Annotated in this window: 20 protein-coding genes; 13 read left to right on the plus strand and 7 right to left on the minus strand. The window is 66.2% G+C overall.

The window, feature by feature from the left end:
• Nucleotides 1-177: 177 nt before the first annotated feature.
• From FJV43_RS24110 to FJV43_RS24120, 3 genes are read left to right on the plus strand one after another with little or no spacing between them, the layout of a single operon-like run.
• Entirely contained in the window at nt 178-675 is a 498-nt protein-coding gene (locus FJV43_RS24110) for a 2Fe-2S iron-sulfur cluster-binding protein (RefSeq protein WP_239621585.1), read from the plus strand.
• A complete protein-coding gene (locus FJV43_RS24115; protein ID WP_239621586.1) occupies nt 672-1,727 on the plus strand; it encodes a xanthine dehydrogenase family protein subunit M in 1,056 nt (351 codons plus the stop codon). The genes FJV43_RS24110 and FJV43_RS24115 overlap by 4 nt, the downstream gene beginning before the upstream one ends.
• Nucleotides 1,720-3,981, plus strand: a complete 2,262-nt coding sequence (locus tag FJV43_RS24120) for a xanthine dehydrogenase family protein molybdopterin-binding subunit (protein WP_239621587.1) — start codon at nt 1,720-1,722, stop codon at nt 3,979-3,981. Before FJV43_RS24115 ends, FJV43_RS24120 begins: the two co-directional genes overlap by 8 nt.
• A gap of 42 nt (nt 3,982-4,023) precedes the next feature.
• Here the strand turns inward: FJV43_RS24120 and FJV43_RS24125 are convergent, their stop codons facing one another.
• Nucleotides 4,024-4,176, minus strand: a complete 153-nt coding sequence (locus tag FJV43_RS24125; RefSeq protein ID WP_239621588.1) for a hypothetical protein — start codon at nt 4,174-4,176, stop codon at nt 4,024-4,026.
• Nucleotides 4,177-4,361: 185 nt separating this feature from the next.
• Complete coding sequence (locus FJV43_RS24130) at nt 4,362-4,910, minus strand: cupin domain-containing protein (RefSeq protein WP_018646206.1); 549 nt, start codon at nt 4,908-4,910, stop codon at nt 4,362-4,364.
• A 149-nt stretch (nt 4,911-5,059) separates the two neighbouring features.
• Here FJV43_RS24130 and FJV43_RS24135 point away from each other — a divergent pair, with 149 nt between their 5' ends.
• Entirely contained in the window at nt 5,060-6,388 is a 1,329-nt protein-coding gene (locus tag FJV43_RS24135) for an aspartate aminotransferase family protein (RefSeq protein WP_063196885.1), read from the plus strand.
• Nucleotides 6,389-6,458: 70 nt separating this feature from the next.
• Nucleotides 6,459-7,724: a D-amino acid dehydrogenase gene (locus FJV43_RS24140; protein WP_239621589.1), complete on the plus strand. Its 1,266-nt coding sequence runs from the start codon at nt 6,459-6,461 to the stop codon at nt 7,722-7,724.
• A gap of 295 nt (nt 7,725-8,019) precedes the next feature.
• On the opposite strand, the gene FJV43_RS24145 is transcribed toward FJV43_RS24140, so the two are convergent.
• Nucleotides 8,020-8,661: an XRE family transcriptional regulator gene (locus FJV43_RS24145; protein ID WP_239621590.1), complete on the minus strand. Its 642-nt coding sequence runs from the start codon at nt 8,659-8,661 to the stop codon at nt 8,020-8,022.
• Nucleotides 8,662-8,831: 170 nt separating this feature from the next.
• Between FJV43_RS24145 and FJV43_RS24150 the strand changes: the two genes are divergently transcribed.
• From FJV43_RS24150 to FJV43_RS24165, 4 genes are read left to right on the plus strand one after another with little or no spacing between them, the layout of a single operon-like run.
• A complete protein-coding gene (locus FJV43_RS24150) occupies nt 8,832-9,590 on the plus strand; it encodes an ABC transporter substrate-binding protein (RefSeq protein ID WP_239621591.1) in 759 nt (252 codons plus the stop codon).
• Between the two features lie 24 nt (nt 9,591-9,614).
• On the plus strand, nt 9,615-10,268 hold the full coding sequence (locus FJV43_RS24155; protein ID WP_239621592.1) for an amino acid ABC transporter permease: 654 nt from the start codon (nt 9,615-9,617) through the stop codon (nt 10,266-10,268).
• Nucleotides 10,265-10,996 carry an amino acid ABC transporter ATP-binding protein gene (locus tag FJV43_RS24160; protein WP_239621593.1) on the plus strand — a complete coding sequence of 244 codons (732 nt, stop codon included), beginning with the start codon at nt 10,265-10,267 and terminating at the stop codon, nt 10,994-10,996. The genes FJV43_RS24155 and FJV43_RS24160 overlap by 4 nt, the downstream gene beginning before the upstream one ends.
• A 13-nt stretch (nt 10,997-11,009) precedes the next feature.
• Nucleotides 11,010-12,293, plus strand: a complete 1,284-nt coding sequence (locus FJV43_RS24165) for an FAD-binding oxidoreductase (protein ID WP_239621594.1) — start codon at nt 11,010-11,012, stop codon at nt 12,291-12,293.
• Nucleotides 12,294-12,347: 54 nt separating this feature from the next.
• Here FJV43_RS24165 and FJV43_RS24170 read toward each other — a convergent pair whose 3' ends face one another.
• Entirely contained in the window at nt 12,348-12,572 is a 225-nt protein-coding gene (locus FJV43_RS24170; RefSeq protein WP_239621595.1) for a hypothetical protein, read from the minus strand.
• Between the two features lie 182 nt (nt 12,573-12,754).
• Nucleotides 12,755-14,344 (minus strand): gamma-glutamyltransferase, encoded by a 1,590-nt coding sequence (locus FJV43_RS24175; RefSeq protein ID WP_239629580.1) that lies wholly within the window; start codon nt 14,342-14,344, stop codon nt 12,755-12,757.
• A gap of 102 nt (nt 14,345-14,446) precedes the next feature.
• On the opposite strand from FJV43_RS24175, the gene FJV43_RS24180 reads away from it, so the two are divergent.
• Nucleotides 14,447-15,220, plus strand: coding sequence for an enoyl-CoA hydratase-related protein (locus tag FJV43_RS24180; RefSeq protein ID WP_239621596.1), 774 nt, complete (start codon nt 14,447-14,449; stop codon nt 15,218-15,220).
• A 138-nt stretch (nt 15,221-15,358) separates the two neighbouring features.
• Here the strand turns inward: FJV43_RS24180 and FJV43_RS24185 are convergent, their stop codons facing one another.
• Nucleotides 15,359-15,535, minus strand: a complete 177-nt coding sequence (locus FJV43_RS24185) for a hypothetical protein (RefSeq protein WP_239621597.1) — start codon at nt 15,533-15,535, stop codon at nt 15,359-15,361.
• A 9-nt stretch (nt 15,536-15,544) separates the two neighbouring features.
• Nucleotides 15,545-15,778 (minus strand): hypothetical protein, encoded by a 234-nt coding sequence (locus tag FJV43_RS24190; protein WP_239621598.1) that lies wholly within the window; start codon nt 15,776-15,778, stop codon nt 15,545-15,547.
• A 202-nt stretch (nt 15,779-15,980) separates the two neighbouring features.
• Here FJV43_RS24190 and FJV43_RS24195 point away from each other — a divergent pair, with 202 nt between their 5' ends.
• The 3 genes from FJV43_RS24195 to FJV43_RS24205 all read left to right on the plus strand — a co-directional run bounded on the left by FJV43_RS24195 (nt 15,981) and on the right by FJV43_RS24205 (nt 20,109).
• Nucleotides 15,981-18,053, plus strand: coding sequence for a PQQ-dependent sugar dehydrogenase (locus FJV43_RS24195; RefSeq protein WP_239621599.1), 2,073 nt, complete (start codon nt 15,981-15,983; stop codon nt 18,051-18,053).
• A complete protein-coding gene (locus tag FJV43_RS24200) occupies nt 18,010-18,951 on the plus strand; it encodes an SMP-30/gluconolactonase/LRE family protein (protein WP_239621600.1) in 942 nt (313 codons plus the stop codon). Before FJV43_RS24195 ends, FJV43_RS24200 begins: the two co-directional genes overlap by 44 nt.
• Before the next feature lie 132 nt (nt 18,952-19,083).
• Nucleotides 19,084-20,109, plus strand: a complete 1,026-nt coding sequence (locus FJV43_RS24205) for a histone deacetylase family protein (protein WP_239621601.1) — start codon at nt 19,084-19,086, stop codon at nt 20,107-20,109.
• The last annotated feature ends 135 nt before the right edge of the window (nt 20,110-20,244 follow it).

Raw genomic sequence — 20,244 nt, forward strand, 5'->3', positions numbered from 1 at the left:
GCAAGGGCTTTTGACGAATTCCAAATATTTGCGGGCGACCCTTGTTAAGCGGAGGATGCCTCCGTATCTTCGCTCGAGCGTCGGCCCGCATCGTGTCCGGGCGGCGCGGTATCGACGGCGGCCACGGAGGTGGCGCGCTGCGCGATGACTCATGTCCATATCTGATCGGAGCCTTGTATGAACCACTCCATCAGCCTCACCGTGAACGGTGCGCGGCGCGATTTCGTCCTCGACGATCCACGCGTCACGCTGCTCGATCTCCTGCGTGAGCGCCTCGATCTGACCGGAACCAAGAAGGGATGCGACCGCGGTCAGTGCGGCGCCTGCACCATCCTCGTCGACGGCAAGCGCATCAATTCCTGCCTCGCGCTCGCCATCAGCCACGACGGTGCCGACATCCTCACCATCGAAGGCGTCGCGCGCGGCGACCAGCTGCATCCCGTGCAGGCCGCCTTCATCGCCCATGACGGTTTTCAATGCGGCTTCTGCACGCCCGGCCAGATCATGAGCGCCATCGGCATGATGAGCGAGGCGCAGGCCGGCAACGATCCCGAACGCATCCGCGAATGCATGAGCGGCAATCTCTGCCGCTGCGGCGCCTATGCCGGCATCGTCGATGCGGTGCTGGAGGCGCAAGGACATATGGACGAATCCAATCAGAGGCGCTCCGCATGAAGCCGTTCGATTATGTCAGGCCCGCCACGGTCGCAGAGGCCGTTGCCGCCGCCGCTCTGCCGGGCGCCGTTTACCTCGCTGCCGGCACCAACCTGCTCGATCTGATGAAGGGCGGCGTTAGCCGTCCGGATCGGCTGGTCGACGTCACGCATCTCGATGGCCTCGATCGGATCGAGCGTCTCGCCGACGGCAGTGTGCGTATCGGCGCACTCGTCAGCAACGCAGATCTCGCGCACGATGCGGACTTCGCAAGGTCCTATCCCGCCGTCGCCGAGGCCCTGCTCTCCGGCGCGTCGGCTCAGTTGCGCAACGCCGCAACCGTCGGCGGGAATCTGCTGCAGCGGACACGCTGCGCGTATTTCTACGATACCGCCAGCCGCTGCAACAAGCGCGAGGCCGGCAGCGGCTGCGACGCCCGCGACGGCGAGAACCGCAGCCATGCCGTGCTCGGCTGGAGCGAGGACTGCATCGCCACGCATCCGTCCGACTTCGGCGTGCCGCTGGTCGCGCTCGACGCCGTCGTCGAGATCGAGGGCAGGGCCGGCCGGCGCGAGATCGCGCTGGATCAACTGCATCGCCTGCCCGGCGATACGCCCGAGCGTGACACCGTGCTCGAACCCGGAGACCTCATCGTCGCCGTGCTTCTGCCGCCCGCCGCGCGCGGCTTTGCCGCACACGCGCGCTACCTCAAGGTCCGTGAGCGTACGTCCTATGCTTTCGCCGTGGTATCGGCCGCAGCTGCGCTGCGGATCGAGAACGGCAAGATCGCGGAGGCGCGGCTCGCGCTCGGCGGCGTCGCCGCAAAGCCCTGGCGCGCCCGTGCCGCGGAGGACGTGCTCAGGGACGTTGCGCCCACGGCAGACGCGTTCCAGGAGGCGGCCTGGCGGGCGCTCGCCGACGCAAAACCGTCCGGCGACAATGCCTTCAAGATCGAACTCGCGCGGCGCATCGTCGTGCGCGCGCTGCTACTCGCCGCCGCCGGTACGCCTGCGCGTATCCCCGCGCTGCCGGCCTCTCCCTTTGCCTCGACTTCCGGAGCCATCCATGCCTGAGCTCAACCTGACCAGCGCGCCCGCCCATCTGCGGCACGGCTCGAACATCGGCCAGCCGCTGACCCGCCGTGACGGCATCCTCAAGGTCACGGGGCGGGCGACCTATGCCGCCGACAATCATCCGCCCGGGATGCTGTTCGCGGTGATGGCCGTCTCGAGTGTTGCAAGCGGCCGCGTGGTCTCGCTCGATGTCGCCGCCGCAAAGCGCCATCCCGGCGTCGTCGACGTCATGACGCCCGACCACAAGCCGCAGCTCGCGATCGATCCCGACATCAAGACCAATCCGTTCGTGTTCCGCATGGAGGTGTTGCAGAGCAATGAGGTCCGCTACGCCAACCAGCCGATCGCCGTCGTGATCGCCGAGACGCTGGAGGCCGCGACGGAAGGCGCGGTGCTGCTGGCGCCGCGTTACGAAGCGCTGCCCGCGCTCGTCGGCCTCGATGCCGGCGAGAGCTTCGTGCCGCCGGTCGTCGGTGTCGGCAACCCCGCGGCGCATCACCACGGCGATGTCGAGGAGGGCCTTGCCGCGGCGGAGAAGCAGATCGAGGCGGTCTACGAGACCCCGCCGCAATATCACAACGCGATGGAGCCGCATGCGATCGTCGCGTCGTGGGACGGCGACAATCTGTCGGTCGACATGCCGACCCAGGGCCTGATGCTGTCGCTGGCGCGCATCGCCGAATTGTTCGGCATCGCACACGACAAGATCCACATCCGCAGCCCGTTTCTCGGCGGCGGCTTCGGCTCCAAGGGGCTGATGGCCGGCCCGCAGGTGCTGGGAATCATGGCCGCAAAGCTGGTCGGCAAGCCGGTCAAGCTGGTGCTGCGCCGTGAGCAGATGTACGGCCCGGTCGGCCATCGCGCGCCGACGCGGCAGCGACTGCGCATCGGCGCCGATGCCGAGGGGCGTCTGACCGCGCTCGATCACCATGCGCGGACGGTGTCGAGCACGTTCGACGATTTCTACGAGCCCGCCGCCGATGCCTCGCACACGCTCTACGCGGCGCCGGCGATTCGCACCTCGCATGACGCCGTGCGCGTCAATACCGGCACGCCGCTGTTCATGCGTGCGCCGGGCGAGGCGACCGGCTCGATTGCGCTGGAGAGCGCGATCGACGAGATGGCCTGGGCCTGTGGCATGGATCCGCTGGCCTTCCGCCTGAAGAACTACGCCGAGATCGAGCCGATCACCGGCAAGCCGTTCTCTTCAAAAGCGCTGCGGGCCTGTTATGAGCAGGGCGCGGCGCGCTTCGGCTGGGCGAAGCGTTCGCTCCGGCCGCGGCAGATGCGCGACGATGCCGGCCTCCTGGTCGGCTGGGGCATGGGCACGGCGACCTTCCCGGCGCTGATGTTCCAGGCCGAAGCCCGCGCGGCGATCCGCCGAGACGGCTCCGGCGTGATGGAGATCGGCGCGCACGACATGGGGCAGGGCGCCTGGACGGCGCTCGCCCAGATCGCGGCCGATGGTCTTAGCCTCGAGGTCGACCGCGTGGAGTTCAAGGCGGGGACATCCGACCTGCCGGATGCCGGCATTGCCGGTGGTTCGGCGCACACGGCCACCGCCGGTGCCGCGATCCACAGTGCCGGAGCGGCCGTGATTGCCAGGCTTGCCGATCTTGCCACCAATGACGAACGCTCGCCGCTGTTCGGCGCCGGCAATGCCGGCGTGATCGCGCGCGATGGCAGGCTGATCCGTCGTGACGACGAGAGCCGCGGCGAGAGCTATTCCGAGATCCTCGCGCGCGCCGGCGTCGCCGAGGTCGAGGCGCGCGGCACCGGCGCGCCGAACCCTGCCGCGATGGAGGAATATGCGATGCACGCCCACGGCACGGTGTTCGCGGAAGTGAAGGTCGATCCCGATCTCGGCCAGGTCCGCGTCACCCGCATGGTCGGCGCCTTCGCGGCCGGGCGCATCGTCAATCCGCGCATGGTTCAGAGCCAGCTGTTCGGCGGCATGATCTGGGGCATGTCGTTCGCGCTGCACGAGGAGGCCATCACCGACCGGCGCAGCGGACGGATCATGAACGCCAATCTCGGCGAGTACCACATCCCGGTGAATGCCGACGTGCCGCCACTCGACGTGATCACGGTCGAGGAGCACGATCCGCATGTGAACGCGCTCGGCATCAAGGGCGTCGGCGAGATCGGCATCACCGGCAGCGCCGGCGCGGTCGCCAACGCGGTCTGGCACGCGACCGGCGCGCGCGTGCGCCGCTTTCCGATCCGGATCGAGGAGCTGCTGACGCAGCTTTGAGGCAAAAGGCGGGGCGAGATCTTCTCGCTCCGCCGCAACTCGTCAATGCAGCTTTTTCCGGAGCGCCTTCAGCGCCTCTCGCTGCGTCTCGATGTATTCGGCGATGACCTTGCGCAGCTCGCGCGAATGGAGCTTGTCGGCGTCGCGCTGGACTTCGTCGAGCGCGGCTTCTGCATTGGCGAGCGTGATCTTCATCTGCGAGCCCTGTTACGAAGCGGCCCCGGCGTGCCTGGAACTCCGGGCGATAACCTCAGCACCTTTTGCGCCAGGCTGTTCGGCGATGGTTCGCAATATATAGCGGTGCGGCCCGGGGAAATTGAGATGGCTCAAGCTCCGTAAGAAACCGGTGACTCCGTAGGAGTCCGGATATTCTATCGCCTTCAAAACGTCGGCGGCGTGCAGGCCGAGATCACTTCGCAGGGTTTGCCGCCGACGCAGCGGAAGCGATGCGGCCGGCGGCTCTCGAAATAATAGGCATCGCCGGGATTGAGGATGCGGCGCTCGTCCTCGACGGTGACCTCGAGCTTGCCCGAGATCACGATGCCGCCCTCCTCGCCGTCATGGACGAGATGCACGCGGCCGGTGTCGCTGCCCGGTTCGTAGCGCTCCTTCAGGATCTGCAGGCTGCGGCCGAACAGATTGTCGCCGACCTGCCGGTAGGAGATCGGCTTCTTGCCGACCTCCGTCAGCTCCTCGGCACGGTAGAAGATCTTGCGCCTCGACTCCGGCTCCAGCGCGAAGAACTCGGCGAGTCCCATCGGGATGCCGTCGAGGATGCGCTTGAGCGCCCCGACCGAGGGGTTCATCTGGTTGGATTCGATCAGCGAGATCGTCGAATTGGTGACGCCGGCGCGCTTGGCGAGCTCGCGCTGCGACAGCTTGTGGCGCGCCCGGATGAATCGCAGCCGTCCACCGATGTCGACGCTCATGCCCCCTGGCCCCTGTTGCAGGTGTTGCGGATCGCACAAATATGGACCGGAGGGCCAAGTCGAATCAATGGCTTGCAGGTCACCAGAAAAGGACTTGTTGCGGTTCCGAAACCGTGTCTCAGCTATTGGGTCAGCAAAGGAGCGCGGCCGTGACCCTTCATCAGATTCCGAACACTATCAAGACCGACTCGTTCTGGATGCCGTTCACGGCCAACCGGCAGTTCAAGAAGGCGCCGCGCCTGTTTTCCTCGGCCGAAGGCATGCACTATACCACGGTCGACGGCCGCAAGGTGATCGACGGCTCCGCAGGCCTGTGGTGCGTCAATGCCGGCCACGGCCGCAAGCAGATCGCGGCTGCGGTCGAGCGCCAGCTGATGACGCTGGACTTCGCGCCGTCGTTCCAGATGGGCCATCCGCTGGCGTTCGACTTCGCCGAGCGGCTCGCCGAGATTGCGCCGAAGGGTCTCGACCGCATCTTCTTCACCAATTCCGGCTCCGAGTCGGTCGACACCGCGCTGAAGATCGCGCTCGCCTATCACCGCGCCAACGGCCAGGCGAGCCGCACCCGGCTGATCGGCCGCGAACGCGGCTATCACGGGGTCGGCTTCGGCGGCACTTCGGTCGGCGGCATGGTCGCCAACCGCCGCGCCTTCGCAACCCTGCTGCCGGGCGTCGACCACATCCGCCACACCCACGACCTCACCCGCAACGCCTTCGCCAAGGATCAACCGGAGCACGGCGCCGAGCTCGCCGACGACCTCGAGCGTCTGGTCGCCCTGCACGGCGCGGAGACGATCGCCGCCGTCATCGTCGAGCCGGTGCCCGGTTCGACCGCGGTGCTGCCGCCGCCGAAGGGCTATCTGCAGCGCCTGCGCGAGATCTGCGACAAGCACGGCATTCTCCTGATCTTCGACGAGGTCATCACCGGCTTCGGCCGCCTCGGCACGCCGTTCGCCGCCAATTTCTTCGGCGTCACGCCTGACCTGATGACGACGGCCAAGGGCATCACCAACGGCACCATTCCGTGCGGCGCGGTGTTTGCGCATCGCAAGGTGCACGACGCCATGATGATCGGCCCGGAGAACGTCATGGAGCTGTTCCACGGATATACCTATTCGGCGCACCCGACCGCCTGCGCCGCGGGCATCGCGACGCTCGACATCTACAAGGACGAGGGCCTGCTCACGCGCGGTGCCTCGATTGCCGAATATTGGCGCGATGCGCTGCATTCGCTGAAGGGCCTGCCTAACGTCATCGACATCCGCAATTGCGGCTTGATGGGCGCGGTCGAGCTCTCGCCGCGCGACGGCGCGGTCGGAGCGCGTGGCTACGACGTCATGGTCGACTGCTTCAATCGCGGGCTCTACTTCCGCATGAGCGGGGACTCCTTCGCGCTGTCGCCGCCTCTCATCGTCGAGAAGAGCCACATCGACGATATCGTCTCGATCCTGGGCGACGCCATCAAGCGGGTGGCCTGATAATTGCTCTCGCCGTTGCGAGTTGTTTCCTTGCAGCGGCGAGCGTGATGCCGCGGGAGTTTGACGAAGCGTGAAAGTTCTGATCCTCGGCAGCGGTGTCATCGGTGTCACCTCTGCCTACTACCTCGCTCGTGCCGGCCATGACGTGACGGTCGTCGACCGTCAACCGGAGCCGGCACTGGAGACCTCTTTCGCCAATGCCGGCGAGGTGTCGCCCGGCTATTCCTCGCCCTGGGCCGGTCCCGGCGTGCCGGTGAAGGCGGTCAAGTGGCTCTTGATGAAGCACGGCCCGCTGGTGATCCGGCCGAAGCTCGATCCCGTGATGTGGGTCTGGCTGCTCAAGATGCTGCGCAACTGCACCAGCGAGCGCTACGCCGTCAACAAGAGCCGGATGATTCCGATCGCGGAGTACAGCCGCGATTGCTTGCGCGACCTGCGCCGCGACATCGGCATCCAATATGACGACCGCGCGCAGGGCACGCTGCAGCTGTTCCGCTACCAGGCGCAGCTCGACGGCAGCGGCGAAGACATCGCGGTGCTCAAGCAATACGGCGTGCCCTTCGAGGTGCTGAGCCGAGAGGGCTGCATTGCGGTCGAGCCGGCGCTCGGCGGCGTGAAGGAGAAGTTCGTCGGCGGCCTTCGCCTGCCGCAGGACGAGACCGGCGACTGCCACATGTTCACGCAGTCGCTCGCCAAGCACGCCCAGGCGCTCGGCGTGCGCTTCATGTTCAACACCGGCATCGATCGCATCGTCACCGAGGGCGCCCGCGTCAGCGGCGTCGCGACCAGCGCCGGCCTGTTGCAGGCGGACGCTTACGTGCTCGCGCTCGGCAGCTGGTCGTCGCGGCTCGTCGCGCCGCTCGGCATCTCGCTGCCGGTCTATCCGGTGAAGGGCTATTCGATCACGGTGCCGATCAAGGACGCCTCCGGCGCGCCGGAATCGACCGTGATGGACGAGAGCTACAAGGTCGCGATCACGCGCCTCGGCGATCGCATCCGCGTCGGCGGCACCGCCGAAATCTCGGGCTTCTCGGACAAGCTCTACGATGCGCGCCGCGCCACGCTCGATCATTCCCTGACGGACCTGTTCCCGCGCGGCGGCGATCTCGCCAAGGCGACGTTCTGGAGCGGCCTGCGCCCGATGACGCCGGACGGCCCGCCCGTGATCGGCCCGACGCAATACGCCAATCTCCATCTCAACACCGGCCATGGCACGCTCGGCTGGACCATGTCCTGCGGCTCTGGGCGCGTGCTCGCCGACATGCTGTCGGGCAAGAAGCCGGAGATCGACGTCAGTGCGCTGACGGTGGACAGGTATAATCACCGCTTCGGGTAAGACCCTCTCCCCGCGTCATTGCGAGGAGCGAAGCGACGAAGCAATCCAGACAGTCTCCACGTCTGGACTCTGGATTGCTTCGCTGCGCTCGCAATGACGGGTGTTGAGACGGCTCGCCCTTTATCTATCACCGTCACCCTGAGGTGGCCGCTTCTTCAGCGGCCCTCGAAGGGCGACGGCCCGGCTGCATCCGGGCCGTGCATCCTTCGAGGCTCGCTGCGCGATGCGATTGCATCGCGCCACTCGCGCCTCAGGATGACGGGTTGAGAGTGTGTGCGCGTGGAAGGAGGGAGGCTCACGCTCCCGTCACGCAATTCACCCACAGCACCACGGCCTTCGCATCGTTCGCCGGATTGGAAAACCGGTGCGGCCTTCGGCTCGCGAAGCGAAAACTGTCACCCGTCTTGAGCGACCACGTCTCGCTGTCGACCGTCAGCATCATCTCGCCTTCGAGCACGAGGCCGGCTTCCTCGCCGTCATGGGTGTAGAGCTCGTCGCCGGTGGAGCCGCCGGGCTCCAGATGCACCAGGAACAGGTTGAGCTTGTTGTCGGCGCTGGCCGGGCTCAGCAGCTGTTTTGATACGCCGGTGCGCCAGAGCTTCAGCTCCGGCCGTTGCAGGCCGCGCGTCACCACCTGGTCGGATGCACCGTCGGCGCTCGGGCTCGCGCCGAACAGCGCGGCGATGCCGACGCCGAGCACGTCGGCGAGCGTTGCCAGCACGCGCAGCGATGGCGACGACAGCCCGCGCTCGATCTGGCTGAGAAAGCCGATCGAAAGCTCCGTGCGCGCCGCGACCGTCTCCAGCGAGAATTGCCTGACGCGCCTGAGATCCCGGATGCGGCGGCCGACGGCGACGTCCATCGCGGGCTCGGCCGGTTTGGTCGCGGCTTTGGATTTCACCCGCTTCGCCGGCTTTGCGGCGGCCGGTTTGCGCATTCTTTTGCCACCGCTCACGTCAAACCGCTTCCTTCATGTGCATGAAAACCGCTTGCATCGTCCGTGAAAGTATGACCAAATTTTCATATTGGTGAAAATAGGCTGAAATGGCTTGGCTCGCAACGTCTGATCACGAGCGCCGCCACCGGCCGGGCCCAAAGGGGGATGCGATGAAGCGTTTTGGTCTGGCCGCGATCGCGGCACTCGCAATTGCAACCGTGGTGCCGGCTTCGGCGCAACAGGTGCTGAAGGTCGGCTCGACGCCGACGGGCATTCCCTTCACCTTCCTCGACACCAAGACCAACACCATCCAGGGCATCATGGTCGATCTCATCACCGAGGTCGGCAAGGATGCCGGCTTCAACGTTCAGATCGAGCCGATGCAGTTCTCGGCCCTGATCCCGTCGTTGACCTCGAGCAAGATCGACATCATCGCGGCTGCGATGTTCATCACGCCGCCGCGCAAGGAGGTCGTCGACTTCTCCGACCCGATCTACAGCTACGGCGAAGGCCTCGTGGTGCCGAAGACCGACACCAAGGCCTATGCCACGCAGGAGGATCTGAAGGGCGAGACGGTCGGCGCCCAGGTCGGCACCGCCTTCGTCGACGCGCTGAAAAAATCCGGCCTGTTCGCCGAGGTGAAGGCCTACGACACCATCCCCGACATCCTGCGCGACGTGAACACCGGACGCCTCAAGGCCGGCTACGCCGACTATCCGATCCTCGCCTACAATCTGAAGCAGGGCGGCTTTCCCGAAGTGCGCCTCGTTGACGGCTACAAGCCGGTCACGGTCGGCTCGGTCGGCATCGGCGTGCGCAAGGGCGAGACTGCGCTGCTCGGCAAGATCAACGCCTCGCTCGCGAAGCTGAAGGCCAACGGCATCATCGACAAGATCCTGGATAAATGGGGCCTGAAGGCCCAGGGCTGATAACGGCTCACCGAAGGCTGCCCGATGAAAGGCTTCTGGCACGACGCCGTCGAGTTCTTCCCGATCCTGATGAACGGCGTCGCGCTGACGATCGTCGTCATGATCGGCTCGCTGCTGCTCTCGACGGTGCTCGGCCTGCTCTGGGCGATGATGCGCGTCTCCGGCATCAAGGCGCTGTCGATGCTCAGCGCCAGCCTGATCAACGTGATCCGCGGCATCCCGATCATCGTGCTGTTGTTCTACCTCTACTTCGTGATGCCCGATCTCGGCGTCACGCTGTCGGCCTTGCAGGCCGCGATCCTCGGGCTCGGCATCGCCTATTCGGCCTACCAGGCGGAAAACTTCCGCGCCGGCATCGAGGCGATCGACAAGGGCCAGATCGAGGCGGCGCAGTCGATCGGCATGGGCTGGTGGCTCACCATGCGGCGCGTGGTGCTGCCGCAGGCCGTGCGCATTGTGCTTCCTCCTTACGGCAACGTCATGATTATGATGCTGAAGGACTCGTCGCAGGCCTCGACCATCACGGTCGCCGAGCTCGCGCTGCAAGGCAAGCTGATCGCCTCGTCGACCTTCAAGAACACCAGCGTGTTCACGCTTGTTGCGCTGATGTATCTCACCATGAGCATCCCGCTGATCCTGCTGGTCCGTCACTTCGAGAAGCGGGCCGGCAAGCGATGATCGAGCTGAGCGACGTCCACAAGAGCTTCGGCAAGGTCGAGGTGCTCAAGGGTATCACGGCCTCCGTCCAGAAGGGCGAAGTGGTCTGCATCATCGGTCCGTCCGGCTCCGGCAAGTCCACCATCCTGCGCTGCATCAACGGATTGGAAAGCTACGACCGCGGCGAGATCAGCGTCGAGGGGCTGAGGGTCAACCGCGACGCGCCTTCGATCGTGGACATTCGCACCCAGGTCTCGATGGTGTTCCAGCGCTTCAATCTGTTTCCGCACCGTACGGCGCTGGAGAACGTGGTCGAGGGACCGCTCTATGTGAAGAAAGAGTCGCGTGCGCAGGCGTTCGAGCGCGGCCGCGCGCTGCTCGCCCAGGTCGGGCTCGCCGAGAAGGCCGATGCGCATCCGCCGCAGCTCTCCGGCGGCCAGCAGCAGCGCGTCGCGATCGCGCGGGCGCTCGCGATGCAGCCCAAGGCCATCCTGTTCGACGAGCCGACCTCGGCGCTCGATCCCGAGCTCGTCGGCGACGTGCTCGGCGTCATGCGCAAGCTCGCCGACGACGGCATGACCATGGTCGTCGTCACCCACGAGATGGGCTTTGCCCGCGACGTCGCCGACCGCGTGCTGTTCATCGACGGCGGCGTCATCGTCGAGCAGGGGCCGGCCAAGGCGCTGCTCAACCAACCCCAGCACCCGCGCACGCAGGACTTCCTGCGCCGCGTGCTGCATCCGCTCTGATCGGTCTTCGCCAATGACGCGCCTGCCTTTGCCGCCCTCGCTCTATGCCGACACCGCCGTCGCACCGGTGGCCACGCCGCCGCTCGACGTCGACAAGAGCGTCTCGGTCGCGATCATCGGCGGCGGCTACACCGGCCTGTCCACCGCGTTGCATCTGGCCGAGCAGGGCGTCGAGGCGCTGGTGTTGGAGGCGCAGGAGCCGGGCTGGGGCGCGTCCGGCAACAATGGCGGCCACACCAATCCCGGGCTGAAGCACGATCCCGATCAGATCGAAGCGGATTTCGGCGCGGAGCTCGGTCGCCGCATGATCGAGTTCTCCTACGGCACCACGAATTTTACCCACGACCTGATCCGCCGTTATCAGATTCCTTGCGAGGCGCGGCAGAACGGCACGCTGCGCGCGGCCTATCACGAGGCCAGCGCAGCGGCGATCGAGAAGACCGCGCAGCAATGCATCCGCCGCGGCATGCCGGTTCAATATCTGAACCGCGAGCAGCTCCGCGAGATGACCGGCACCGACCGCTACATCGGCGCCATGCTGGATAGCCGCGGCGGCGATCTGCATCCCCTCAGCTACGCCCGCGGCCTCGCGCGCGCAGCAATCTCCGCCGGCGCAAAGGTCTTTGGCGAGACACCGGCATTGTCGCTGCGCCGCGACGGCACGCGCTGGCGCATCGAGACGCCGCGCGCAGTGGTGCACGCGGAAAAGGTGCTGCTCGCCACCAACGGCTTCACCGACGACCTCTGGCCGGCGCTTCGCCGCACTATCGTGCCCGTGTTCTCCTCGATCGCCGCCACCGCGCCGCTCTCCGACGAGGTCGCCCGCTCGATCATGCCGACGCGTCCCGTGCTCTACGAGAGCGGCCACATCACCGTCTATTACCGCATCGATCAGCAGAACCGTCTCTTGATGGGTGGCCGCGGCCCGATGCGCTGGATCAAGTCGCCGTATGACGTCGCCTATCTCATCCGCTATGCCGAGCGGCTTTGGCCGCAGCTTAAGGGCGCTTCCTGGACCCACGGCTGGAACAGCCGGCTCGCCATCACCGGGGATCATTATCCGCACGTGCACGAGCCTGCGGAAAGCGTGCTGATCTCGCTCGGCTGCAACGGCCGCGGCGTCGCGCTCTCGACCGCGATGGGCGCTCAGCTCGCGCGTCGGCTGATCGGCGGGACGAAGGTGGAGATCGACATGCCGATCACGGCCATCAAGCCGATCCCGATGCACGCGTTCTGGCCGGTCGGCGTGACGACCGCAGTGATTGCGGGCCGCGTGCGGGACCGGCTCGGCATTTGAAGAAAGGCGCCGCCCGGTTGCGGGCGACGCCTTGCAGGCATTGCAGAGCGGGCGTCAGCAGCGGCCCTGTTTCCACAGGCCGGGCGGGCATCCCATGCCGCGCCAGCCAACCTTGCGCCCGTGGTGCCATCCCGGCGGCGTGCCATGGTAATGATGGCCCATTGCGTGGCCATGGCCGCGACCATAACCATGTCCATGTCCACCCTTCGCGGCCGCGGGGCCGGCAAACGTAAGGCCGGCCGCAACGATCAGCGAGGCGGCGAGCGCTAGTTTCTTCATCGTGTCCTCCAATGGGGCGAGCGCATTTGTCCGTTCGGCGAACGAACGGCGCATAGCTAGGTCTCCTGCAAATGTGGAGGAGTCGTGACGCTCGCGGAGATACGCCATCGCGCATCGGCTCAACGCGCGCTGGCGCCGTCGCGCATTGATCCGCGCGTCGTTGTCGCTTGTCTGGCGAACGCTCAGCTTTCCACCACCGCTTCGGCCCACGGCTGGAAGATCTCGACCGCGCCAAAATTCGTGCCGCCTTCGCGCATCACCACGCTCGGGCAGGCGAACTTCATCGGCAGGGATTGCACCAGCGCCTCTTCATAGTCGAAGCGCTCGGCGAGGGCTTTGCGCGCGTCCGCCGGCAGACGCGCATCGCCGATCACGACCGCGCCTTCGCTGGCGTCGATGCGCGGCTGGTGGATGGCGGCCTCCAGGTCCATGCCGAAATCCATCGCAAAGGACACGAGCTGCGTCACCGCCGGCAGGATACGACGGCCGCCGGAGGCACCGACCGCGAGACGCTTGCCGTCCTTGGTCTCGGCGATGACCGGCGTGTAATTGGTGAGGCAGCGCTTGCCGGGGGCGAGCGAGTTGGTGGTAGCAGGCGTCGGGTCGAACCACATGATGCCGTTGTTCATGGGAATGCCGGTGTGCGGCGTCACGTATTTCGAGCCGAAGGTGGAGAGCAGCGTCTGCGTCACCGCGGCCATGTTGCCGTGACGGTCCACCACCGAGAAATGCGTGGTGCAGGCCGGCGCGAGATATTCCGCACCGAGCGAACGCTTGCCGTCGGCATCGCCCATGTCGTCGAGCCGCTGGCGATAGGCCGATTGCAGAGCGAGCGCATATTCGGCATAGGCGGCCGCGTCCGGCGTGCTAGCCGGCTTCAAATTCTGCTGCAGCAGGCGCAACGCATGCGCCATGGTCGGGCCGGCGGTGAGCTCCGGCGTCGCAAACACCTTGCCGCCGCGATAGGGGATCGCGAGCGGATCGCGCAGATGTGCGTGGAAGGCGGCGAGATCCTCGACCGAGAGCGAGCCGCCGTCGGCCTTGATGTCGGAGGCGATGCTCTTGGCGAGGTCGCCCTGGTAGAAGTCACGCGCGCCCGCCGCGGCAAGGTGAGCCAGCGTCGCCTTTAGCTTGTCCTGCGGCAGCCGCGTCTCGGCCTTGATACCCCAGGGCGCATTCGGGGGCAGGCCGTCCTTGAGAAAGGTCTCGGCGCTGGCGGGATACCGGCGCAGATCGGCGGCCGTGCTCGCGATCATCAGCGTCGTCCACCAGTCGACCAGCAGGCCCTCACCGGCGATCGTCGCGGCGGGATCGACCAGATCCTTCCACTTCATCCGGGCGTGGCGGCGATGCGCCTCCTCCATGCCGGCCACGACCCCGGGCACCGCGATCGAGCCTGGCCCGTGGATGTTGCGGTCGTCCTTCACCCGCGGCCAGGGAAACAGGTCGGAAGCCGCGCCCTGTCCCGTGATCGGATAGTCGGAAATGCGCAGGCTCTGCGGCGCGCACATGCCGTAGTCGATCACCTCGTAGCGATCTTCCTTGGCGCGGTAGAGCACCATCGCACCGCCGCCGCCCATGCCGCTCATCCAGGGCTCCAGCACGTTCAGCGCGAAGGTGGTCGCAATGATCGCATCGACGCAGTCGCCGCCCGCCGCCAGCACCTCGGCGCCGACCTCGGCCGCCCGCCGCGACTGCGCGGCGACGATGCCGCCCTTGGATCTGACGGCGGGTTTGCGGATGGCTTGGGTGCGGCTGAACTGGTGATGCATGATGTCGTCTTGTGCTGCGTTGAGATCGAGGCTCCGCAATTGGCGGAGCGCGCGGACCATGGCACATTGCGGAGAACGAGAACATCAAAAGGGAGGAGCGACATGGCTGGTGTGAAACAGGCGCGGGATGGCGCGGTCGGGATCTTGACCCTCGACGAGCCGGCGAGCCTGAACGCAATGACGCCGGACCTGCTCGGCGCGCTCGCCGCCGCCCTCGCCGAGATGACGAAGGACGATGACGTCCGCGCCCTCATCCTGACCGGGGCCGGGCGCGGCTTCTGCTCGGGCCAGAACCTGAAGGCGTCGGAGGCGCTCGGCGAGGATATCGCCGCCGGCGTCATGCGCTTCTACTGGCCGGCCTTCAAGGCCTTGCGCGAGTGCCGCGTGCCCGTCGTGGTCGCCGTCAATGGCGTGGCGGCCGGCGGCGGCTTCAGTCTGGCGATGGCCGGCGACTTGATCGTCGCGGCGCGGTCGGCGAGCTTCATCCAGGTGTTCAGCCGCATCGCGCTGGTGCCCGATCTCGGCTCGACCTGGCTGCTGCCGCGGCTGGTCGGCCGGCAGCGCGCGCTCGAGCTGATGCTGCTGAACGAGCCGCTGACGGCGGAACGCGCCCAGCAGATCGGCCTGGTGCGGCAGGTCGTCGACGATGCCAAGCTGATGGAGGAGGCGCTGACGCTGGCACGCCGTCTGGCTGATGGTCCGACGCGCGCCTTGGTGGCAACGCGCGTGCTGGTCGAGGAGAGCGAGCATGCGACCTACGAGGCGCAGTTCCGCCGCGAGATCGAGCTTCAGGCGACGATCCGCAAAAGCGCGGACGCCATCGAAGGCCGCAATGCCTTCATCGAGAAGCGCAAGGCGAGGTTTACGGGGCGGTGAGGTGGGTACATGTCCCCAGTCTCGTCATGCCCGGGCTTGACCCGGGCATCCACGTCTTCATATCCGCATCCGAAAACGTGGATGGCCGGGTCAAGCCCGGCCATGACGACGATTAGTGAGATTTCTACGGCCGCGTCCTCAGAGCGAGCGGTCCAGCCGGCTGGCCTGATGCTTGGCGCGCCATTTCGGGCCGGGCCCGCGCATGTAGTGCAGCTCGGGGCGATAGGGGTTGCCCGCGACTCGGATCAGCGTCTGCCATTTGGTGGTGACGAAGGTCAGGGGCTGGCGGAGCAGGTTCAGTGACGACAGCAGCATGGCGTCACCTCAATGCGGCTTGCCGAGAATGGCGGTGAACGGGAGATCGAAAATCTCCTCGCCGTCATCGTCGCTGATATGGATGACCCAGTCGCGCCAGTCTTCGGCACCGGGCGTCTGGATCATCGAGTTCATGATCTGGGCGGCGCGGTCGCGCGCCTCGGTCAGATTGGCGACGGCGGCCCCGTAGCGGTCGATCAGCGTGCCCTCGGTGTTGGAGCAGTGAAAATAGACCTGGACCATGAACGCCTCCTAGAAAGCGATTGGGAAGGCATATCGATACCACCCCAGGCATTTGCGAAACATTCGGGTCGAGCCCGGTAAGGGAATCTACGGAGATTGGTCGCTGCGGAAGCCGCTACAGGTTTTATCACAGGCGGGTGATGATCAACTGGACGGCGTTCCGGCGACATGGAACAAGTCTTCCGGGAAAGCCGGGGGCGCCGTGAACGAGTTCACATTCCTGAGCGAACGCCGAAGCTTGCGCGTGTTTGCGGCGGTCGTCGCCGGAGCGCTGCTCGCCTTCGCCCCGGCTTCTTCCGAACCGGTCAGGAAGAGCGGCTATGCGATCGGCACGGACATTTGCGGCAGCGGCGATCTCGCTTTTCCCAGGATCCAGATCGACATGAAGGCGGGATTCTGCGCCGGGCTCGTCGCCAGCGAAGAGGACCATCTCAAATTTCCGCGTTCAATCGTCCAGGTGCCCGGCCGCGACCTGTTCGTCGTGGCCGACATGGGCGGCTGGGGTCATGCCGATGGACGGCTGCTGCTGCTCGACCCGCACGCGCGACAGGACCGGCGTTTCAAGGAGCTGCTGACCGGAATCGAGTATCCGTTCGGCCTCGTCATCGGCCCGGAGAAGAAGCTCTATGCCTCGACCGCGGAGGCGATCTTCCGGTTCGATCCGCTTGCGGACAATCCGCGAAGCACGGTGGAGACCATCATCCGTCACATGCCCGGCCGGCGGATCACGCTGCCGGATGGCACCAGGCTCGGCGAGAGTGCGCACCCGTTCAAGCAGTTCGTGTTCGACAGGACCGGCCGGCTGTTCGTCAATGTCGGCTCGCACAGCGACGACTGCGTCACACCCTCGCCGATCACAAAGCCCTGCGCGGCCGCCGAAGGCGCCTCCGCGCTGGCATCGATCTGGCTGTTCACGCCGCCTCCGGGCGGCGTCTTTCCGGCATTGAAGCCGAACGATCCCGATCCGCCGCACACCGTCTATGCGCGCGGCCTGCGCAATTCGATGGCGCTGGTGCTGCACCCGATGTTTCCGGACGCTGATTACGCCTTCCTGCAGGGCGAGAACGGTCGCGATCTGCCTGACATCTTCAAGCCGAACGAGGAGATCAACGCGGTCGAGCAGGGCCGGCACTATGGCTGGCCCTATTGCTACGACCTGTCGACGCCGAGTCCCGAATTCAGGCGAGTGCTGCAATCGGGGATTTACAAATCGCTCTGCACGGCCAATGCGCTCTACAAGGCGCCGTTCTCGCTGCTGCCGCCGCACGGCGCGCCGCTCGCGATGCTGTACTATCACGGCGGCAAATTCCCGGAACTCGAAGGCAAGCTGCTGGTCGGCCTGCACGGCTATCGCCCGACCGGCAGCCGCCTGCTCGTCTATGACGTCGACGATCACGGCTTTCCCAAACCTGCCCCGGCGCCGGTGCGCTATCACGTGAGTTGCGCCCCCGACCCGACCCGCAGCTTCCAGACCGATGCCGGCGAGGTCGCTGCGGCGCCGTTCGAGGAGTTGATTGCAGGCTGGCACCGCGTCAATGGCGCCCGGCCGCAAGGTGCGCCCGTCGGCATGACGGTCGCCGAGGACGGCGCGATCTGGCTGGTCGAAGACAAGAACAAGACCGTGATTCGGATCGATCGCGCGACGGGCGATGCGCCTCAGCCGCTACCCTGCGACATGCGCAGCCAGGCCATGATCGACCAGCTCGCGGCCTTCGTCGCCAGGGACGCGCAGAACAGCGCCCGTCTCACCACGCTGCGCAAGGGCCTCGTCGAGAAGTATTGTGTCGGCTGCCACTCCGATTTCGGTCTGGCGCCGGGGCAATCGGAGACGGAGAAGGACGGGGCCGTGCTGCGCTTCATGCTGTCGCAGGACGGCTGGATCTATCCGGGCGATCCCGACGCCGGCAAGCTGCGCACGCGCCTGCGCGGCTTGGGCGCGGAGAAGCTGATGCCGCCGGGCGGCGAGAGCCTGCCGAAGACCGAGCCCGGCTACAAACGTCTGCTGGACGCTGCGGATCTGCTCGTCGCGAACATGGTTCCGGGCACGCGGATGCGGATCAAGACGGGTCCACCGCAGCGCAAGTTCTACGGCAGGACCAACAAGGAATGCGGCGAAATACCGGCCGCCAAGGTCGTCGTCGTGACACAAAGGAGCGCTGTAGACAAACCCGGCTTCAGCCGCTTCTTCCGGCCGGCCGATCCCTATCTGAGTGGCGAGTGCACCGACGGCGATGGCTATTACATCCGGCAGGAATTTCTGGTGCCTGTGCGGTAGCGTTCTTCTCGTCATTGCGACCGCGTCCGCCCGGGCCGAGACCAAGCTGTTCGAAAGCGTGCAGGTGACGCCTGCGGGAGAATACACGTTCGGCATCGAAGGGCCCGCCGCCGACATCGACGGCAACCTCTTCGTGGTCAATCTCGGCAAGCCCGGCACCATCGGCAGGCTGCCGGCCGGCCGCGCGGCGTCGGAGCCGTTCACCGTGCTTCCCGAAGGCAGTGTCGGCAACGCCATCCGTTTCGATCGGAACGGCACCATGTTCATTGCCGACTACAAGAAGCACAATATCTTCGCGATCCCGAAGGGTGCGACCAAGCCGGCCGTCTGGTTTCACTCCGAGGAGATGAACCAGCCCAACGACATCACCATCGCCCGCGACGGCACGATCTATGCGAGCGATCCGAACTGGAAGGGCCGCGAAGGATACGTCTGGCGCATCGCGAAGGAAGCCGACGGCACGGTGCAGGGCCGGGTCATGGCTGCGCCGCGCGCGATGGGCACCACCAACGGCATCGATCTCAGTCCGGACGGCAAGACGCTCTATGTCGGCGAATCCAGCAGCGGCCAGATCTGGTCCTATGCGATCAGCGGCAACGAGCTCACCGGCGCAAAACTCGTCAAGTCGTTTCAGCCCGACACCGTCGACGGTCTGCGCACCGACGTTGCCGGCCGTCTCTACGTCGCGCGCATTCTCAAAGGCACGATCGCGCTGGTGAAACCCAGTGGCGCCGTCGAGCGGGAGATCGCGCTGAAGGGCAAGGAGCCGACCAACCTCGCCTTCGGCGGCAGCGACGGCAAGACCGTCTTCGTCACCCAGCGCCAGGGTGGCTACATCGAGTCCTTCCGCACCGACCAGCAGGGGCGCGAGCACTGCCTCCAGCGCGGGCGTTGCTGAGCGTCACGGGCGATCTGCTTCCGGCGCAGAGCCGCGCGATGGGTGCGGCATTCTTCTTGCTTGCATCGGGCGGTCGCAGGCATCAAGACATCTGTGGCACCCCTCAAGAGCATGCGACCACGGAGTGTTTGAGTGAAAGCCGTCCATACCGAACTGCACCGCAGCCACGATCCGCAATTCTTCCTGGTTCGCGGTGTCGTCAAGCGCACCACCGAGCAGCCCGAGCGCGCCGACCGCCTGCTCAAGGGATTGAAGGACGGAAAGCATCAACTGGTCGAGCCGACCAGCTTCGGGCAGGGGCCGCGCGCGCGCATTCACAGTCCGGAATATCTGTCGTTCCTGAGCGAAGCCTGGGACGCCTGGACGGCGCTCGGCGATTCCGGCTCGGAGATGATCGGCAACATCCATCCGGTGCGCCATGCCGCGACCTATCCCACCCACATCGTCGGCAAGCTCGGCTGGCACACCGCCGACACCGCGGCGCCGATCGGGCCGGGCACGTGGGCGGCCGCCTGTGCCGCGACCGATGTGGCAGTCACGGCGGCGCAGATGGTGATGGACGGCGAGGACGCGACCTACGCGCTGTGCCGTCCGCCCGGCCATCACGCCTATCGCGACATGGCCGGCGGCTTCTGTTTTCTCAACAACAGCGCGATTGCCGCCGCGCATCTTCGGCTCAAGCACGAGCGTGTCGTGGTCCTCGACGTCGATGTCCATCACGGCAACGGCACGCAAGGCATCTTCTATGCCCGGCCCGACGTCTACACGATCTCGATCCATGCCGATCCGACCGTCTATTACCCCTTCGTGTGGGGCTATGCGCATGAGCGCGGCGAAGGCCCCGGTCTCGGCACCAATCTCAACATTCCCCTCGCCATCGGCACCGGCGATGACGGCTACATTCAGGCGCTGGACCTCGCGCGCAAGGCGATCGAGTCGTTTGCGCCGGGCGCCCTCGTCATCGCACTCGGTCTCGATGCCTCCGAGCACGATCCACTGAAGGGACTGGCCGTCACCACGCCCGGCTTCCGCCGCATCGGCCAGGCCATCGCGAAGATGGGCCTGCCGACCGTGTTCGTGCAGGAGGGCGGCTATCTCTCGGATATCCTCGGCACGAACCTGACCTCGGTGCTGGCAGGATTCGAAGAAGCGCGATGAGGTCTCTTTCGCCTCTCCCCGCGTCGATCGTTATGCCCGGGACAGGCCTGACCAAGACAGCGGAGAGAGCGCCACTCGCAAATATCTAGAGCGTGATGTGATCAGCCTTGATTGCGACAACGGAAGTGCGCTCCC

The organism is Bradyrhizobium sp. I71 (assembly GCF_022354745.1).
Classification (GTDB): domain Bacteria; phylum Pseudomonadota; class Alphaproteobacteria; order Rhizobiales; family Xanthobacteraceae; genus Bradyrhizobium; species Bradyrhizobium liaoningense.

Bases quoted from the DNA above. Each gene is read 5' to 3' on its own strand.
- FJV43_RS24165 (WP_239621594.1), top strand. From the start codon at position 11,010: ATGACGCGCCTGCCTTTGCCGCCCTCGCTCTATGCCGACACCGCCGTC.
- FJV43_RS24110 (WP_239621585.1), top strand. From the start codon at position 178: ATGAACCACTCCATCAGCCTCACCGTGAACGGTGCGCGGCGCGATTTC.
- FJV43_RS24175 (WP_239629580.1), bottom strand. From the start codon at position 14,344: ATGCATCACCAGTTCAGCCGCACCCAAGCCATCCGCAAACCCGCCGTC.
- FJV43_RS24190 (WP_239621598.1), bottom strand. From the start codon at position 15,778: ATGGTCCAGGTCTATTTTCACTGCTCCAACACCGAGGGCACGCTGATC.
- FJV43_RS24145 (WP_239621590.1), bottom strand. From the start codon at position 8,661: ATGCGCAAACCGGCCGCCGCAAAGCCGGCGAAGCGGGTGAAATCCAAA.
- FJV43_RS24115 (WP_239621586.1), top strand. From the start codon at position 672: ATGAAGCCGTTCGATTATGTCAGGCCCGCCACGGTCGCAGAGGCCGTT.
- FJV43_RS24200 (WP_239621600.1), top strand. From the start codon at position 18,010: ATGGCTATTACATCCGGCAGGAATTTCTGGTGCCTGTGCGGTAGCGTT.
- FJV43_RS24185 (WP_239621597.1), bottom strand. From the start codon at position 15,535: ATGCTGCTGTCGTCACTGAACCTGCTCCGCCAGCCCCTGACCTTCGTC.
- FJV43_RS24120 (WP_239621587.1), top strand. From the start codon at position 1,720: ATGCCTGAGCTCAACCTGACCAGCGCGCCCGCCCATCTGCGGCACGGC.
- FJV43_RS24155 (WP_239621592.1), top strand. From the start codon at position 9,615: ATGAAAGGCTTCTGGCACGACGCCGTCGAGTTCTTCCCGATCCTGATG.
- FJV43_RS24160 (WP_239621593.1), top strand. From the start codon at position 10,265: ATGATCGAGCTGAGCGACGTCCACAAGAGCTTCGGCAAGGTCGAGGTG.
- FJV43_RS24125 (WP_239621588.1), bottom strand. From the start codon at position 4,176: ATGAAGATCACGCTCGCCAATGCAGAAGCCGCGCTCGACGAAGTCCAG.
- FJV43_RS24130 (WP_018646206.1), bottom strand. From the start codon at position 4,910: ATGAGCGTCGACATCGGTGGACGGCTGCGATTCATCCGGGCGCGCCAC.
- FJV43_RS24170 (WP_239621595.1), bottom strand. From the start codon at position 12,572: ATGAAGAAACTAGCGCTCGCCGCCTCGCTGATCGTTGCGGCCGGCCTT.
- FJV43_RS24180 (WP_239621596.1), top strand. From the start codon at position 14,447: ATGGCTGGTGTGAAACAGGCGCGGGATGGCGCGGTCGGGATCTTGACC.
- FJV43_RS24150 (WP_239621591.1), top strand. From the start codon at position 8,832: ATGAAGCGTTTTGGTCTGGCCGCGATCGCGGCACTCGCAATTGCAACC.